Origin of the sequence: Geomonas propionica, assembly GCF_016458235.1 — a bacterium.
GTDB classification, from domain to species: domain Bacteria; phylum Desulfobacterota; class Desulfuromonadia; order Geobacterales; family Geobacteraceae; genus Geomonas; species Geomonas propionica.
Window position 1 is genome coordinate 1 of record NZ_JAEMHK010000027.1, and the last position, 16,412, is coordinate 16,412.

The 16,412-nt window shown below is 63.6% G+C and carries 16 protein-coding genes and 1 riboswitch; of the genes, 13 read left to right on the forward strand and 3 right to left on the reverse strand.

The genetic code is table 11. The features are described 5' to 3' along the window. The 11 genes from JFN90_RS21820 to JFN90_RS21870 form a co-directional block, all read left to right on the forward strand. Positions 1–900 (forward strand): fibronectin type III domain-containing protein (locus JFN90_RS21820; RefSeq protein ID WP_199397248.1); only part of this gene is annotated, 900 nt, incomplete at its 5' end. A gap of 123 nt (positions 901–1,023) precedes the next feature. Further along, positions 1,024–1,557 (forward strand): DUF1003 domain-containing protein, encoded by a 534-nt coding sequence (locus JFN90_RS21825; protein WP_199397249.1) that lies wholly within the window; start codon positions 1,024–1,026, stop codon positions 1,555–1,557. A 77-nt stretch (positions 1,558–1,634) separates the two neighbouring features. Then, a riboswitch (molybdenum cofactor riboswitch) is annotated at positions 1,635–1,752 on the forward strand. 103 nt (positions 1,753–1,855) lie between these two features. Then, positions 1,856–2,599 (forward strand): hypothetical protein, encoded by a 744-nt coding sequence (locus tag JFN90_RS21830; protein WP_199397250.1) that lies wholly within the window; start codon positions 1,856–1,858, stop codon positions 2,597–2,599. A gap of 1 nt (position 2,600) precedes the next feature. Next, entirely contained in the window at positions 2,601–2,822 is a 222-nt protein-coding gene (locus JFN90_RS21835; protein WP_199397251.1) for a hypothetical protein, read from the forward strand. A gap of 12 nt (positions 2,823–2,834) precedes the next feature. Continuing rightward, positions 2,835–4,226, forward strand: coding sequence for an ABC transporter ATP-binding protein (locus JFN90_RS21840; RefSeq protein WP_199397252.1), 1,392 nt, complete (start codon positions 2,835–2,837; stop codon positions 4,224–4,226). Then, positions 4,207–4,983 (forward strand): energy-coupling factor transporter transmembrane component T family protein, encoded by a 777-nt coding sequence (locus JFN90_RS21845; RefSeq protein WP_236019120.1) that lies wholly within the window; start codon positions 4,207–4,209, stop codon positions 4,981–4,983. The genes JFN90_RS21840 and JFN90_RS21845 overlap by 20 nt, the downstream gene beginning before the upstream one ends. A 14-nt stretch (positions 4,984–4,997) precedes the next feature. After that, the gene (locus tag JFN90_RS21850) at positions 4,998–5,558 is read left to right on the forward strand and encodes a hypothetical protein (RefSeq protein ID WP_199397253.1); all 561 of its coding nucleotides are present in this window, start codon (positions 4,998–5,000) and stop codon (positions 5,556–5,558) included. Beyond that, entirely contained in the window at positions 5,558–6,391 is an 834-nt protein-coding gene (locus JFN90_RS21855) for an energy transducer TonB (protein WP_199397254.1), read from the forward strand. The genes JFN90_RS21850 and JFN90_RS21855 overlap by 1 nt, the downstream gene beginning before the upstream one ends. Positions 6,392–6,498: 107 nt before the next feature. Then, on the forward strand, positions 6,499–7,758 hold the full coding sequence (locus tag JFN90_RS21860; RefSeq protein ID WP_199397255.1) for a fibronectin type III domain-containing protein: 1,260 nt from the start codon (positions 6,499–6,501) through the stop codon (positions 7,756–7,758). Between the two features lie 135 nt (positions 7,759–7,893). Further along, positions 7,894–9,897 carry a TonB-dependent receptor gene (locus JFN90_RS21865; RefSeq protein WP_199397256.1) on the forward strand — a complete coding sequence of 668 codons (2,004 nt, stop codon included), beginning with the start codon at positions 7,894–7,896 and terminating at the stop codon, positions 9,895–9,897. A 39-nt stretch (positions 9,898–9,936) separates the two neighbouring features. After that, on the forward strand, positions 9,937–11,370 hold the full coding sequence (locus JFN90_RS21870) for a fibronectin type III domain-containing protein (RefSeq protein WP_199397257.1): 1,434 nt from the start codon (positions 9,937–9,939) through the stop codon (positions 11,368–11,370). Positions 11,371–11,383: 13 nt separating this feature from the next. Here JFN90_RS21870 and JFN90_RS21875 read toward each other — a convergent pair whose 3' ends face one another. Further along, entirely contained in the window at positions 11,384–12,403 is a 1,020-nt protein-coding gene (locus JFN90_RS21875) for a glycosyltransferase (RefSeq protein ID WP_199397258.1), read from the reverse strand. A gap of 462 nt (positions 12,404–12,865) precedes the next feature. Here JFN90_RS21875 and JFN90_RS21880 point away from each other — a divergent pair, with 462 nt between their 5' ends. Further along, positions 12,866–14,302, forward strand: coding sequence for an aminotransferase-like domain-containing protein (locus JFN90_RS21880; protein ID WP_199397259.1), 1,437 nt, complete (start codon positions 12,866–12,868; stop codon positions 14,300–14,302). Positions 14,303–14,388: 86 nt separating this feature from the next. Here the strand turns inward: JFN90_RS21880 and JFN90_RS21885 are convergent, their stop codons facing one another. After that, positions 14,389–14,604, reverse strand: coding sequence for a hypothetical protein (locus JFN90_RS21885; protein ID WP_199397260.1), 216 nt, complete (start codon positions 14,602–14,604; stop codon positions 14,389–14,391). Positions 14,605–14,839: 235 nt separating this feature from the next. On the opposite strand from JFN90_RS21885, the gene JFN90_RS21890 reads away from it, so the two are divergent. Then, positions 14,840–15,094, forward strand: coding sequence for a YtxH domain-containing protein (locus JFN90_RS21890; protein WP_199397261.1), 255 nt, complete (start codon positions 14,840–14,842; stop codon positions 15,092–15,094). An 89-nt stretch (positions 15,095–15,183) separates the two neighbouring features. Here the strand turns inward: JFN90_RS21890 and JFN90_RS21895 are convergent, their stop codons facing one another. Next, positions 15,184–16,056 (reverse strand): EamA family transporter, encoded by an 873-nt coding sequence (locus tag JFN90_RS21895; protein ID WP_199397262.1) that lies wholly within the window; start codon positions 16,054–16,056, stop codon positions 15,184–15,186. Positions 16,057–16,412: the final 356 nt, after the last annotated feature.

The following is a 16,412-nucleotide window of genomic DNA, read 5'->3' on the forward strand; positions in this document are numbered from 1 at the left end:
GCGGTGAAGACCGGCTATGACGACAGCCCGTACACCGTCTCCGCTACCGTCTGTGCGGTCCACCTGGTGTGTGGGGCCCCCGGTGGCGTCTCGGTGCCAACCAGCAACAGCACGGGACAGTTGCAGGTTTACTGGCAGAGCAGCAACATCTCCGGCGTAACCTACGTGCTGGAGTCCCGTCTGGGGGATGCCCCCTGGATCGAGGTGAGTCGCGGCACGGGCACCTACTTCTACCCGAAGGTGACTCAAAACGGCAGTTACGGCTTTCGGGTCAAGGTGGTGAAAAGCGGCTACGACGACAGCCCGTACACCGTCTCTGCTACCGTCTGTGCGGTTCACCTGGTGTGTGGGGCCCCCGGGGGCATCATGGTGCCAACCAGCAACAGCACGGGACAGTTGCAGGTCTACTGGCAGGGCAGCAACATCTCCGGTGTGACCTACGTGCTGGAGTCCCGCCTGGGGGATGCCCCGTGGAGCGAGGTGAGTCGAGGCACGGGCACCTACGTTTATCCGAAGGTGACCCAAAACGGCAGCTACGGCTTCCGGGTCAAGGCGGTGAAGACCGGCTATGACGACAGCCCGTACGCGACTGCCGCCAACCTGTGCGTGGTCAACTTGATCTGTGGAGCTCCTGCTTCGATGACCGTGCCGGCTTCCAGCAGTAGCGGGAAGTTCCAGGTGAGCTGGGGGGGGAGCAACATAACCGGCGCAACCTACGTTGTGGATTACAGCCGCGATGGCGGTGCGTGGACGCAGCTGTACAGCGGCACCGGCAACTATACCTACTTCAGCACCGCCACCAGCGGCAGTTACAGCTTCAGGGTCAAGGCGGTGAAGAGCGGCTATGCCGAGAGTGGCTACACCCTGGCTGCGGCGCCCTGCATCGTGACGCTGAACTAGGGGAGGTGATGGTTTGCGCCGCGGGACCGAAGCCCGCGGCGCAGCGTTGACTTGCCATGATGTACTGGTACTGTTGCGGGGTTGAGCCCAGCCCCGCCGGGCTCCGGCACTGCGGAGGGAGCGATGCGGCAGCCCGAATCCGACCAGACCATGGCTTCTGTGGTGAGCCGCAACATCGCGGCACTCCTGGAGCGGCGCCAAGTCGAGGAGCGCAGCAAAGGGGCGCAGGAACGGATGGCGGACGCCATCACCGCCTTCACCGGGAGCATGACCTTCGTCTACATCCACCTGATCCTGTTCGGCGGCTGGATCCTGGTCAACGTCGGCTGGCTCGATCTCCTGCCCCGTTTCGACCCCACCCTGGTGATTCTTGCCATGGTCGCCTCGGTCGAGGCGATCTTCCTTTCCACCTTCGTACTCATCAGCCAGAACCGGATGCAGGCCTCGGCCGACCGGCGCGCCGAATTGAACCTGCACATCGATCTGCTGGCGGAGCACGAGGTAACCAGGATGATTACCCTTTTGACCGCCATCGGTGCAAAACTGGGTGTCGAGGAATCGAAGAACCCGGAGCTCGAAGAACTGACCAAGGATGTGCAGCCCGAGAAGGTGCTGGACACCATGGACCAGGTCGAGCAGGGGAACAAGGACGAGTAACCTGGCGGTTGTTCGCCGCTTCGTGTCATATTTTTCTGGAGTATACGTTTTACCTGTGTTAAAGCTTCTGCCCAAATCAATCTGAGCCTCTCCGAGCTACGCAGCCTAAAAGGACCTCCTCATGGCTGCGGGCCAACGGGTGCTGCCGGAAACGGCGGTGCCTCCCTTTTGGAAAGGAGAGCCTTGTGGCAGAGCGGAGACTCCGTACTGTCAAAGGCCCCCTTTCCATCCAGGATCGGGGCTTTTTTTTGTCCACCGTTATGTAGTTTGTAATACAACGACCAGGAGTGAGGACCAGATGCGGATAGCAATTTCAATCGACGACACCGACAACCTCGAGAGCAGGGGGACTGGGGAGATCGCTTCCCTGATCGCCGAGGAGCTGCAGCAGCGGGGGTGGGGCAGCTGCAGCTACATCACCCGGCACCAGCTTTACGTGCACCCGGACATTCCCTACACGTCCCACAACAGCGCCATGTGCTTTTATGCCGAGGTCGGCGAGGGGTGGCTGGAACCGGTGATCGAGTATGTCTCGGGGTTCCTGGAAAAGGAGAGCGCGCCGGGTTCCGATCCGGGGCTGTGCGTTGCGGTGCCGGCCAAGATGGCGGCACGCAACGAGCTGATCGCTTTCGGCCGCCGCGCCAAGGGCGAGGTGATCGGTATGGACGAGGCCTACGACCTCGCCCGGCGGCTTGGTGTGCACCTCTCCCAGCACGGCGGCACGGGGCAGGGGGTGATCGGCGCCCTGGCTGGTGCTGGGCTCAGGATGTCGGGCAACGACGGGCGCCTCAAGGGTTTCCTGGAGTTCGGCCAGCCCTACCGCATGCTGCGTGTGGACGAGCTGCTGCAGCACCCCGTGGTGGACGTGGTGAAGAGCGTGACGGGTGAGGCGCTCAAAGACGAGGACCTGGTGGTGCTGGGTGAAAAGCCGAAAACGGTGCTCCTGGAGGGGGAATCGGTGCTGCTGGTCGCCGCTTCCCAATCGGGGAACTGCGAGGCACGCTGGCAGACGCTGCATCGCAAGCAGCTGAAGGCGTACTAGCATGTGGCACCGCGATCAGAGGGGGAACCGGGAATTCGCCCACGGCAAGGAGGCCTGGGGGCTGGCGGCTGAAGTGGCCGGTGGCTGCGGGTGCTTCGTGGCGGACGTCGAAGAGGAGCAGGTCGTCGAGGAGGAACTCTCCTGCTATAACTGCCGCTATCGGCGCTGGAGCGTCGAGTCCTTCACCTGCCTGCGCCTGCCGCCGCTGCACGTGGCGGCTTAGGGGATCGTTTTTTTGCATGACACCATTCTCGACATAGAAGATTTCGGCTTCACCTATCACGGCGCCGCGGAGTCCAGCCTCACGGGGATCAGCGCGCAGGTCAGGTGCGGCGAATTCGTCTGCCTGACCGGCGATTCCGGCTGCGGCAAGAGCACGCTGCTCCTTGGCATCATGGGGCTGCTGCGTGGCGGTAGGGGAGTGGGCACCATCCGGGTGACTCCATCCGACGTAGATGACCGCGCGCCGGCAGCGGGGATCGTGTTTCAGACCGCAGAGTCGCAGATCCTGTGCAGCACCGTCGCCGAAGAGGTCGCCTTTGGTCCCGAGAATCTCTGCGTGCCGGCGGACGAAATCGCGCTTCGGGTGCGCGAGGGACTCGCCTCGGTAGGGCTGACCGGGGAGGAGCGGCGCAGCGTGGAGCGCTTTTCGGCGGGGCAGAAACAACGGCTGGCAGTGGCGTCGGTGCTCGCCATGCGGCCGGGGCTCCTGCTGCTCGATGAACCGACTTCCCAGCTCGATGTCCAGGGAAAAGAGGAACTGGTGGCGGTCTTCACCGAACTCAAGCGCAGGGGGCACACCATCGTGATGGCTGAACACGATCCACGCCCCTTCGAGGCGCTGGTGGACCGCTACCTGAAGCTGGAGCGGGGACGGCTGGTGGGCAGCGACCGGGTCCCCCCTGACCCGGTGCGCTATCGCCCCAAGGCGTTCCTGCTCCCCTATTCGTCCACGCTCTACGGCACCCGGCCGGTGCTTGACGTGCAGGGGCTGGACCTTTCCTACCCGGAAACGGGGGAGGTGCTGAAAAAGGCGCAGCTGCGGGTAAGTCGCGGCGAGCGGGTGCACCTGTTCGGCTGCAACGGGGCCGGCAAGTCGAGCCTGCTGCGCTGCCTGGCCGGGCTGATTCGCCCCGATGCCGGTAGGATCTGGGTGGCGGGCAAGGAGAGCCCCGGACCGGGCGACCTGCGCGGGCAGGTGGGGGTGCTGTTCCAGAACCCGGCGCGCCAGCTTTTCGCTGAGACGGTGCGCGAGGAGGTTGCCTTCGCGCTGCAGCGCCTGGCCTATCCGGTGGAAGAGGTCGACCGCGTGGTCGCCGAGGCGCTTTCCTTCTGCGGTATCGCCCACTTGGCCGACCGCGCGCCGCTCACCCTCTCGTTTGGGGAGCAGCACCGCGTGGCGTTGGCGGCGGTGGTGGCGCCGCGACCGACCCTGTTGCTCCTGGACGAGCCGTTCGCAGGGCTCGATTTCCCGCAGCGGCTGAGCCTTTTGGCCCTGCTGGCCCGCATGCCGATCCGCTATGGCACCACGGTGTTGATTGTCTCGCACGACGAGCTGCCCGACCGGCGCTGGGCCGACCGTAGTCTTCGGCTGCAGGGAGGGGAGATTGCAGAAACGGCTCCCTAAGTTCCGCTCCTCGCTGAGAAGCTGCGATTACGCCTGCCAGTTCGCCACCAACGACTCCCCGGTGCACCGCCTGGGGGCGGGGTGGAAGCTCCTCTTCGGCATGGTGCTAAGCGCCCTTGCCGCAGGCGGTCGCAATCCCGTCACCCTTTCGGTGCTGGTCGCTGCGGCACTGGCCTACTACCTGGCGGCCCGGCTCACCCTGGCCGACCTGTGGCGCGACGTCCGCCTGTTCGCCTACCAGGCGGCGCTGGTCATTCCGCTCTACTGCCTGATCGACGGCGTGGAAAAAGGGCTCTGGCCGGGGGTGCGCATCTCGACGCAGATCGTTCTTTTCTATCTCCCCGGTGCCGTCTTCCTGCGCACCACGCGGACCTCGGAGGCGATGGCTGGTTTGCGCCGGATCATTCCCTACCGGCTTTCTTTCCTGGTGTTCGTGAGCGTCAGGTTCGTCCCGGTATTTTTCAGCGAGTTGGAGGACATCGTGGCGCTTCAGCGCATGCGGGGCGCGCGCCTTTCCCCGCGTGAGCAACTCGATCCGCGTAACTGGCCGGATCTCTTCAACTGCCTGGTGCTGCCGCTCATGGTGCGCGCGCTGAAAACGGCCGACGAGGTTTCCCGTTCCGCGGAGGCGCGCGGTTTCGGCCTTTACCCGCAGCGGACCTACCTCGATACCTCACGGCTCGCCCCTGGCGCCCCCGAGGGGGGAGCGCGGGAGACCGAGGGGCAGCAACGGCCGCTATCTGCAGGAAACTTTTGAAGGAGTCACCATACATGGAACAGGAAAAGGTCTTTCTCTGGCGTCGTTTCACCCTGCGCGAGGCGGTGCTGCTCTGCTTTTGCGCCACCCTGATCATTTTGACCCGCGCCGGTTTGCGGCTGCATCTGCACATGCCCGGGCACGTCATGTTCTTCACCATGTTCTTTTTTCTCCTGGCCCGGGGCTGCGTGCCTAGGCTGGGGGCCGCGACGCTGGTGGGGCTGATCACCAGCCTGGCCAGCATCCTGCTCGGCATGGGGAGCGGCGGCGTGATCACGTTGGTAAAGTTCCTGCTCCCCGCCCTAGTGGTCGATTTGGCCGGGTTGATCGCCCCGTCCTTTGTCACGAGCCTCATTGCCTGCGCCACGGTCGGCGTACTGGCCTCGCTGCTGCGCGCCGGGACCAACACCGGGGTGGAGTGGCTGCTCGGCATCGACGAGGAGATCATGCTGAATAAGGCGGTCATCTCCGCAGGGTTGAACGGCCTTTGGGGAGGGCTGGGAGCGCTCGCGGTTCCCGCCATCATCCGCAGGTTGCGCAAGAACGGGCTGATCGACCAGGGAGCCTCCGCCTAGTGGGGCTGCCGCTGCCCCGGATGTCGCGGCTGGGACCGGTGCTGCTGCTGTCCCTGCTGTTGCACATGGCGCTCCTATACGGGGCCCGCCGGTTCACGCTATGCCACGTGCGGGCGGAACGGGCGGCCGAGTCCGTGGTCGCCTACCTGGACTTAGGCGCGGCGATGCGGAGCAGCGAACCTGCTTCTACGGCGCGGGGAGCGGTCGCCCCGGTTGCCGTGATTCCCCGGCAGGTGCCCCTGGCCGCCGTAGCGGCGCCCCCAGCATCGGCTGCCCCCTTTGCCGGGGCGCCGAAGGCGGCATCGTCCGCAGTGCCGCCCGCGGCGGTCGTCCCCCCTGGCACAGGCGCATCGTCTCGAGATGCCGACCGCCACGACCCGGGCAACCGCCAGCCGGCCGGGCACCTTGCCGGAGGGGGGGCGGAAGCGCTGGGGCGTGAAACTGCAGGTCCACGCGCCGCGGCACCGTCACAGGGAGCCCTGCCCGGTGCTGCTTCTGCCGTTGCAGCGCCACGGGCCAAAGCGGGGACCAGCGGCGGCGCGCTGGAGGTGCGCGGCCGCTACCAGGCGCTATTGAAACGGCTCATCGAGGCACACAAGGAATATCCTCTCGCCGCACGCAAGTCGGGGCGGGAGGGGAGCTGCCGGCGCCGCTTCGTGCTGCGCCGGGACGGATCGTTGCAGCAGGTGGAGGTGGCAAGTTCCTGCGGCCACCCCTTCCTCGACGCGGCGGCCAGCCGCGCCGTCAGTTCGGTCGGGAGCTTTCCACCGCCTCCGGCGGAGCTGCCGCTGGAGGAGCCGTTCGAGGTGACTATCACTTTTGCACTGAGATAGGGGCGGCTTTCGGAATTTTGGGCGGTTTGGGAATGGGAGTAATGGGAGTAATGGGAGTAATGGGAAAACCCGTTTTGATAATGAATTGTCAAAGGAGAGCAGAACGCATGAAGCAGCAAAATCAATTGTTACGGTGGCTTGCCGCCATCACCTTGTCGGTCCTGATGCTGGTCTTTTGGGGGTGCGGTTCCAGTGACCCCGCCACCAAGGCCCCGGCCAAACCCGCGGGAGTCGCGGCGAGCGCCGGCGATACCCAGGCGAGCCTTACCTGGAGCGCCGCCGGCGACGCCACCTCGTACAACGTCTACTACGCTACCACCTCCGGCGTTACCAGCGCCAACGGCACCAAGGTGGCCGGCGCCATGAGCGGCCAGGCCATCACCGGGCTTGCCAACGGCACTACCTACTATTTCGTGGTCACCGCCGTCGGCGCCCACGGCGAAAGCGTCGTGTCGGACGAGGTTTCCGCGCTTCCCTTGCCCCCCTTGCCGGCCAAGGTGACCGGCGCGGTGACGGCCGGCGGCGACGTCCAGGCCACCATTTCCTGGAATGCGGCGCCGAACGCCGCTTCCTACAACGTCTACTACGGCACCGCTCCCGGCGTGACCCCGAGCAACGGCACCAGGATCGCCGGGGCCACCAGCGGCCAGGCTGTCACCGGCCTCGTCAACGGCACCACCTACTACTTCGTGGTGGCAGCGGCCAACCTCGCCGGCGAAGGTGCGCCTTCGGACGAAGTATCCGTCACACCGCTTCCCGCCCTGCCGGGCAAGGTGCAGGGGCTCAGGGTTTCCGGCGATAACGGGCAGGTAGTCATGGCTTGGAGCGCAGTCGCGGGTGCTACCTCGTACAACGTCTACTACTCCACCACCTCGGGCTTCGCGACCACGAGCGGCACCAAGGGCAGCCTCACTGCGGCGCAGTCGCTTGCCGGCCTTACCCAGCCGGGGCTGACGGTCACCGGGCTCACCAACAACACCACCTACTATTTCCTGGTGACCGCCGCCAACATCGCCGGCGAGAGCGTGACGCCGTCCAGCCAGTCATCGGCGAAACCGTCCGCCACCGCGCAGGCCCCGGCCAAGCCGACCGGCGTGACCGTCGCTCCCGGCGCCGGATCGGCCGCCGTATCGTGGGATTGGGTGCCGCTCGCCACCTCCTACAACGTCTACTGCCTTCTGCAGAACTCCGGCACCCCGACCACCGCGACGGTGATCTCGACATCCCCGAACCCCTCTGCCGGCTCCCCGCTCACTATCACCGGCCTTACCCCCGGCGCGAGCTACTGGATCTCCGTAACCGCGGTTGGTAGCACCGGGCTGGAAAGCGGCGGACAGACCTCACCGAAACAGGTCATTCCTCAGTAGGGCGGCGAGCCCCCTTTCCCCCTCCCTGACCCTCCCCCTCCGGGGGAGGGAACGTGGACGGCCAGCCTCCTCCCCCAGTATGGTGGAGGTCGGGAGGGGGCATACCAATAACGTCACAGTTGCGGAAGTGTATTTATGAATATGAAAGCAGGATTATGGGCGCTGGCGCTGTGCTGCACCCTGGCGCCGGAGGCCCGGGGCGGTGAGGCGGGGCAGGCGTCGGACAGCTATGCCCTGGGTGAGGTGGTGGTCTCCGGCAACTGCACCGACGGTGGGCCGGGAGCGGAGGCGAGTCAGACACTTTACACCGTCGATGCCGACCAGATCAAGGCGAGCGGGGCGAGGACCCTGGACCAGGCGCTGCGGCTTTTGCCCGGCGTCAACGTGAGGACCGGCGCCGAGGGGGTGCCGCGCATCGACATCCGCGGCTTCAGGACCCGCCACGTGCTGCTGCTCCTGGACGGGGTCCCCATGAACTCCGCCCTGGACATGCAGTTCGACCCGACCACCATACCGACCGAGAATATCGCTGAGATCAAGTTAACCTCCGGCGCCAGCTCCGTCCTGTACGGGCAGGGGGGCTTGGGCGGGGTGATCAACATCATCACCCGCAAGGGGACCCCCGGCGTGCACGGTACCATCTCCGGCGAGTTCGGCGATCATGCCCCCTACCTCGCCAAGGGGACCTTGTCCGCCGCCACCGACCGTTTCAGCTACTTTCTGAGCGGCAGCGGCACCAAGGTCGACGCCTTTCCCCTCGCTGGGGATTTTGCCGCGACCGCGAACCAAGGGAGCGGCTACCGCGCCAACAGCGACCGCGAGCGGCGCAACTTCCTGGGTACCATCGGCTTCACCCCGACCGCCGACGTCGCGCTCGGCCTCACCATGAGCTACAGCGAGGGGAGCTACGGCAAACCGGCCGGCACCATCGTCAACCCGATCGACACCTTCGCCTCGCCTCCCAAGTACGCCAGGGTGGACGGCTTCTCCGGCCTTTACCTGCAGTTGGCCGGCGAGTGCGCGCTCAGCGAGCACTTCACCCTGCGCGGCTGGGGCTATCTGAACCGTTCCGACCAGGATCTGAACCAGTACGACGATGCCCGGCTCGACTCGTTCCAGGCCGACGGCTCCTTCCGCGAGCGGGTGCACACCTCCATCTACGGCGCCACTCTGCAGCCCAGGTACGACTTCGGCAAGGGGGGCACGCTCACCTTCTCGTTTGGAGCCGAGCGGGACGGATGGGAGAATGCAGGCGTTCAAGCCGTGAACCTTGTCTCCGGCGGAACCCCGAGCTATAGCGATCTTGCCAAGGATCGGTCCCTTTCGCTTTATTCCGCAGGAGTTGAGTACGAACTATCGCCGGTGCCGGGGCTTGGCCTCGTGGCGGGGTACGGCTGGTACTGGCAGCACAGAAGTGAGCTGGCCCAGGACGACTACAGCTTCCTCCTCGGTGCCAACTACGACTTCGCAACCGATACCCGCCTGAAGGCCTCCTTCAAGCGCAACGTCCGCTTCCCGTCGCTGGGCGATCTCTACGATATTTCAAAGGGGAACGAACTCCTTGCCACTGAGACTTCCAGGAGTGTGGAGGCGGGCATCGAGCAGAAGCTGCCGCGCGAGGCCCGGGTGGCGCTGACCGGTTTCTACACCGAGGCGAAGAACCTGATCCAGAACGATCAAACCACCGGCCACAACATGAACCTCTCCGAGGTCCGCTTCGCCGGCGCCGAATTGCAGGGCGAGGCCCGACCCATGGCCAGCCTGTTGCTGCGTGCCGGCTACACATATCTTCACTCGGAGGACCGCTCCCGCCCAGGCCGGGAGGAGGTGCAGTACAACCCGCGGGACAAGGTCACCCTGGAGGCGAGGTACGACGCGCGCTGCGGAGGCTCCGCCTACCTCGCCGTCAACCATGTCGCCAACCAGTACTTCTACACCAAGGACAACGTCCCGGTGGTGCAGAAGGCGAAGCTGAACGACTACACTGTGGTCAACCTGAGGTTGAGCCAGAAGGTGCTGCAGGACCGGGTGACCCTGTATGTCGGCGCGAACAACCTCTTCGACCAGAACTACGAGACCAGCTACGGCTTTCCGCAGCCGGGCCGCTACATCTACGGCGGCTTCGAGTACCGCCTGTAACAGCGGGCCCGCTCCATCGGGCCCAGGAGGATTTTCCGGATGCACTGCACCTGGCGCAACATAATTACTTTCCTTGCGGGACTGATCACCGCCGGCGCGCTGACCGCCTGCGGCGGTTCGCCATGGCGTTTCGATCCCGGTAACGCATCTACCCCGGCGGGGGTGGTGGCGACGGCAGGGGACAAGCAGGTCTCGCTCTCGTGGGCACCCGCGCAGGGGGCGGCCGGCTACAACGTCTACTATTCCAGCGCTTCGGGGCTTGCGGCAGGGGGAGGGGCCAAGGTGGCGCAAATCACCGGCACCACCGTGGTCGTACCGGGCCTGGAAAACGATACCCGCTATTTCTTCTCCGTGAGTGCCTACAATTCCAAGGGCGAGAGCGTTCTTTCCCAGGAAGTGTCGGCGGTCCCCGCGGCACCGGGGCCCTTCGCCCAGGCGGACTTGGAGGGGAGCTGGCGCTTCAACGGGCTGGTTACCGGTGTCAATCCTCGCTGGGTACGGGGCTCGGTGGGGATCGCGGTCGGCGGCGCGGCGAGCGTCACTGCCTACCACGACAGTCTCGGGGCAAACGCGCAGCCCCCGGACCTCTTCACTAACCTGACGCTCTTACCCGACGGCACCGTGCTCCAGGACGGGGCAGCAGCGAGCTTTCACGGCACCCTGGCCGCCAGCCTCTACAAGGATTTCATGGTGGGGACCGCGACGCTGGCCGGAGGGGGCAGGATGCTGGTCGTACTGCAGAAGAGTGTCCCCGGTATCACCTTCAGTGCGGCCGACATCAAGGGCACCGGCAAGCTGGTGGCGGGACCGCTCGCCTATGTCTATCACCAGTTGAGCGGGGGGACCGTACCGGAGTGGGAGTACGCGAGTTGCCAGGTGGGACAGGACCAGGGGGTGACTTATCTCTCATTGAACGGCCCGACGCCGCGGGCGCTCCCCGGCAGCGGCAGCAAGGTCGTGAGCCTCGCCATCACCGTCGACGGCGTGGTGAGTGAGAGCCTGTACCCCGGGGTGCTGCCGCAGCCGGCGGCCCTGATCAGTCAGGGGATCATGTCAGCGGACAAGATGACCGTGGTGGCGACGGCCACCGACGCGAATGGGGCTCCGCTGTTACGCATCATGCAGTTGGTGCATCCGCCCGCGGTTCTGCTTACCGCAACCAGCTACCTCCTGTCGGACCTGACGGGTCGCTACGGCGTTCATGAACTGTACGGTGCTGCACCGGGATGGGGTTACGGGGACTTGGCCGTGGATGCCGCGGGTGGGGCGCTGTTTTCCGCCTTCAGGAACGCCACCGGGGTAACCGGGCTGCCGGCGGGGTACACGCTGGCGATGGACCAGCAGGGGAAGCTGACTGCGGCGGCTCTCTCAGCTTTCCACGGCCAGTTTTCCTACGGCAAGGAGATGATGGTGGCGACCGGCAATGACGCCGCCGGTTCGCCCGTGTTGAGCATAGCGGTCAGAAGGGAATAGAGGGGCGGCAGGCTCAGGCGACGCAGACGGCGTCGTCCCCCTCAACGAAACCCGCCTGCCGGGTGCTCTGCCGTACCACTGCCCGCGCGCCGCGGGCCCCGACCGTCATCAAAAGCTTGGTGTCGCTTTTCTGCAGGTCCCCTGTCGCCAGCACCGGCGCGCCGTGCAAATGCCGCCCGATCTTCTTCGGGTCGACGTCGACCCACGCCTCGACCCCGATCCCCGCCCCGTGCAGTATCCGGTACCAGGCACGTCCTTCCAGTCCCGCTCCCGCCAGGATCACGCTCCGCTCCCCCTTGAGAAAGCCTTGCAGCAGGTGGTGCAGCTTGCACAGCCGCATCGCCTGGGCGGCGTAGGCGGGGTTGGTGCGGGTGGTCCGCTCCGGGCGCTCGCGCCAGAAGAAGAGCGTCTCGGGGAGCCGGGCGAAACGGGTCCCGGCCGCCGCCAGCCGCAGCCACAGGTCATAGTCTTCGGCCCACCCCATGTCGCGATAGCCTCCCACCCGCAGCACGTCGTTTTTCCTGAACATGACGCTCGGGTGCACGAACGGCGATTCCACGAAGAGGTCGGTGAGGATGGATTCGTGGGTCAGCAGCGAGTTCTGCCACTGCTGGTAGCCGATCATGCCGCTGCCGATGCGGCGCAGGGGGAAGTGCAGGAAGCAGCAGGCGAGGAGTCCTACCTCCGGGTGTGCGGCCAGGTAGCGCGTCTGCGCCTCCAGGCGGGCGGGGTGGCAGACGTCGTCGCCGTCCATGCGCGCCATCAGTTCCGACCGGCAGGCCGCAAGGCCCAGATTGAGCGCAGGCACCAACCCTTGCCCACCCGTCGCCAGCACCCGGATGCGCGGGTCGGCCGCTGCGGCACGCGCGAGGATGTCCGCGGTGCGGTCGGTGGAACCGTCGTCCACGGCCACCAGTTCCCAGTCTCGGAAGCTCTGCGCCAGTAAAGAGGCGAGAGCCGCCGGCAGATGCTTCTCTTCGTTTCTCACCGGCATCAGTATCGATACCGCCGGAATGGTTGCAGCTATTGTCATTGCTTCGGATCCTTCCTTTATGACGTTGCCCCGGCACATTACCAGCAGTGGGCGCGGCTGCCAAAGGGAAAATGGCTGGTTCGGCGCCTGGGAGGCACTGCCTGCATTGATACAAGGCAAATCCCCTCTGTCTCCCCTTCGCAAAGGGGAGGACGTGGGGGCTCGTGCAGCGCTTCAAGGGCTAATACAGTCTTGACAGGGGGATTTTCCTTCCTGCTCTCAAAAGCACGACCCAGAGCCGGTCCTATAACTAGAGGTCGCGGTACTGCTTCAGTCATTGTAGATTGTAATGGTAACAGTTGCAGTTTATGATAACTGTACCCTTTTGAAATGAACTCAACTGTGACTGTGGCCCGCGCTGGTTATGGGGTACAGTTGGCCTGTAACTTTCAAGAGTTGGCAGCTCCTGACAACGACAGCCCGCGCATTGGTGTGCCTTGGGCGAGGACGGGTGGAGGTGGTATGGCCTTGGAAATGGCGAGAGACTGCAGGCCGCTGTACGAGCGGGTGGGTAGCGAGATCGTCTCGCTCATCGACGGCGGCACCTTTCGGGTCGGGGAGCGGCTTCCGTCGATCAGGCAGTTGAGCTCCAAGCTCAACGTGAGCATCAACACCGTGATGCAGGCCTACGCGGTGCTCGAAGACCGCTGTGTCATCCAGGCACGCCCGCAGTCGGGTTACTACGTCTGTCCCAAAGTCCCCGAGATCACGGCGCCGCCTTTGGCGAAGAAACCGCGCCTGCAGCCAACCGCGGTGACCTTCAGCGACCTCTGCGAATTGGTGATCCGTAACCTCATGAAGCCGGAACTCCTCCCCCTGGCGAGCGCGGTGCCCAACCCGCAGCACTTCCCGATGGACAAGCTGAACCGGATCACCGCCGCGGAAATGAGGCGCTTCGGCGCCCAGAGCATCTCCTACATGATGCCGCCAGGCTGCGAACGGCTGCGCACCCAGATTGCCAAGCGCTCCCTCTTGTACGGCGTCAGCGTGCGGCCGGACCAGGTCCTGGTGACCTCGGGGTGCGTCGAGGCGGTGCAGCTCGCCCTGCGCGCCACTTGCAAGGCCGGCGACACCATCGCGGTCGAATCCCCTTTCTACTTCAACTTCCTGCAACTGATCGCCGAGATGGGGCTGAAGGCCCTGGAAATCCCCTCGACACCGAAAGAGGGGATCAGTATTGAGGCCCTGAGCTATGCCATCGAGAACAACAAGATCAGCGCCTGCCTGGTGATTCCCAATTTCAGCAATCCCCTGGGCGCCTTGATGCCCGACGAGCGCAAGCGCGAACTGGTTCAGCTCCTGGCACAGCACGAGATCCCACTCATCGAAGACGACATTTACGGCGACCTAACTTTCGCGCAGCAGCGTCCCGTTGCCGCCAAATCTTTCGACCGCAAGGGCCTGGTGATTTACTGTTCGTCCTTTTCCAAGACGCTCGCTCCGGGTTACCGCGTGGGCTGGGCCATCGGCGGCAAGTTCCAGGCGGAAATGGAGCGGCTCAAGATGATGAATAACCTGGCCACCGCCTCGCCGACGCAGCTCGGCATCGCCGAGTTCCTCGCCACCGGCGGCTACGACCACCACTTGCGCGCCATCCGGAGGCTGTACGCCAAGAACGCGTCGCAGATGACCGATGCGGTGGTGCGCCATTTCCCCGATGGTACACGGATGACCCGTCCCGGCGGGGGCTTCATGATTTGGGTGGAAATGCCTGAGCAGGTGGACTCGGTGCAACTGTTCCACCGGGCCCTGGAACGGGGAATCAGCATCACGCCCGGGACGATCTTCTCACTGTCCGGGAAGTACCGGAATTTCATCAGGCTGTCGACTGCGTTCTGGGATGACAAGGCCGAACGGGGTCTTGAAATACTGGGAGGGCTGGTTAAGGAGATGCTGTAGATCGTTGATCTTCGAACGTGACAGTGCCGCTCAGGTATTTGAAAAGGGTAAGCGTGTTAGAGAAGCCGGAAGTGACTGGATGAGCGCTACGAGGATGCCAAGTAGATGAGGGAGCAGCAACGGCACTTACCATAGCGTGCAGGAAGATAAAGGATGTTGACGGTGAGGCATTTTTTGCATTCCCAGAAGGTATAGCCACTCGCCTCGTGCCCGGCCTGTTCGGTGAAAAACCAGTGGTAATATGCATCCCAATCGTATTCGGACTTCTGGTTTGCCTTTTCAATCAGTCGTTCCAGTAGCATGGCTGGCGCTCCTTGAAGAATGATGACGTAAACATACAACCAAAAAATACAATATCAACTGTGATTTTTTCTAACACCAAAGGTGATTCACTGTCCATCTTGAATACATAACCAGCTGCACAAACATTCGAAGCCATGAACTTCTTCAGAAAACCGTCATTTCCCTGTGGACTTCCTTTTTTGAAGAGCGGTAAAATGGGGCATCAGTAGATATCGTCCAAAAGGAGGCGCTATCATGTCAGAAAAGATTAAGAGACCGATGACAGGGCTGATGATGCTGGTTGGCGGCGGGATGCTCGGTGCTGGTCTGGGGCTTCTCTTTGCTCCGTGCGCGGGAGAGAAGAGCCGCAAAAAAATGATGCGCATGGGTAAGTCGATCGGCAACAGGAGCGACCGGATGATGCGCGATCTGAGCGACAGGATGGACGAACTGGTGGACACCATGTCCGGCATGAGCGGAAAGGCCGGGAAGTTCATGCACCTGCGTTAAACGGAGAGGCTGTCCCCGTTCTACTGATCAACTAAAGATTCTGGCCCGCGGCTGTGATGGCCGCGGGCTTTTCTTTGTCCGAGCTTGTCCTAGCCAAGCTTGATCATGGCTGCACCGGCCACGATCAGGGCTGCCGCGATCAGGCGGACCTTTCCGAAGGATTCCCGCAGAAAAAAGATGCCGATGAGGACCCCGACCATGATGCTTACCTGGCGCACCGGGACCGCATAGCCGACCCGGGCCAGGTTGAGGCCATAGCGGAAGCTCAAAAAGGAGAGCATTACCGTGGGGCCGCTCCACAGGATAAGGCGCCAGTTGGTGCGCCACTCCTCGGCAATGAGCGCGCGGTACTTTGGGCGGCACAGGTTGAGCGTCATCAGGGACAACATGGCGATGACCAGGAAATAGGTGAAGAAGACGGGCGGGTAGTCCCTGACACCGGTCTTCTCGGCAATGGAGCCGATCGAATAGATGAAGCCGGCCAGCAGGGCGGCACGAACGGCACTGCTCTTGAGATCGCGGAAGGGGCGAGCCACCTCGGCCAGCGACAGCCTCTGCATCTGGACGCAGAATGTGCCGAAGATGACCAGGAGGATGCCGCAGATCCCGACCGGGGAGAGGCGCTCCTTGAGTAGCAGTACGCCCCAGATAGGGACATATACCATCGAGGTCTGGGAGAGCGGATAGATAATGGAGAGGTCGCCGTCGCGATAGGCGCGGCCGTTCAGCAGGTGATACAGGACGAAACTGACCGAGCCTATGGAGATCATGGCCAGGGTATGCGGGCCGGGCCAGTGGAACGGTTCGTTCACTACTGTAATGATGGCGGTGAAGGGAAACATCGAGGCGATGAACATCCACCAGATGAAGACCGTCTTGTGCCGGCTCTGTTTTACCAGGGTATTCCAGGCGGCGTGCATCACGGCGGAAAAGATGATGAGGGCGAAGGCGAGGTTTGACATGGCCGGAGTATAACTGAGGTCGGCTGATAAAGTGAATCTTTTCGGCGCCCTTTCAAGGTTAAAGAATTTTACTCATTAAATCGTTGACGATGGGGATGAGCTTTGTTATAAACGTCGACTCCGCAGCAAGACGCGGCGTTCTTTGCAACCAAATAGAGCCGGCAGGAAGGAGGGCCACAGTAGCACCTAGCGGTGTTCTGACAGCCTTTCGGGTACGATCCTCGGATCAAGCCACTGCAAAATGCCTTGAAAGTTTTTTGAAAGAAAATCTTGACAGGTTGATCCGGTTCAGGTAGGGTGCTGAGTCTGTCGCAAACGGCGGCTTGGTCTTTGAAAACTAAATAGTAGACGAAACA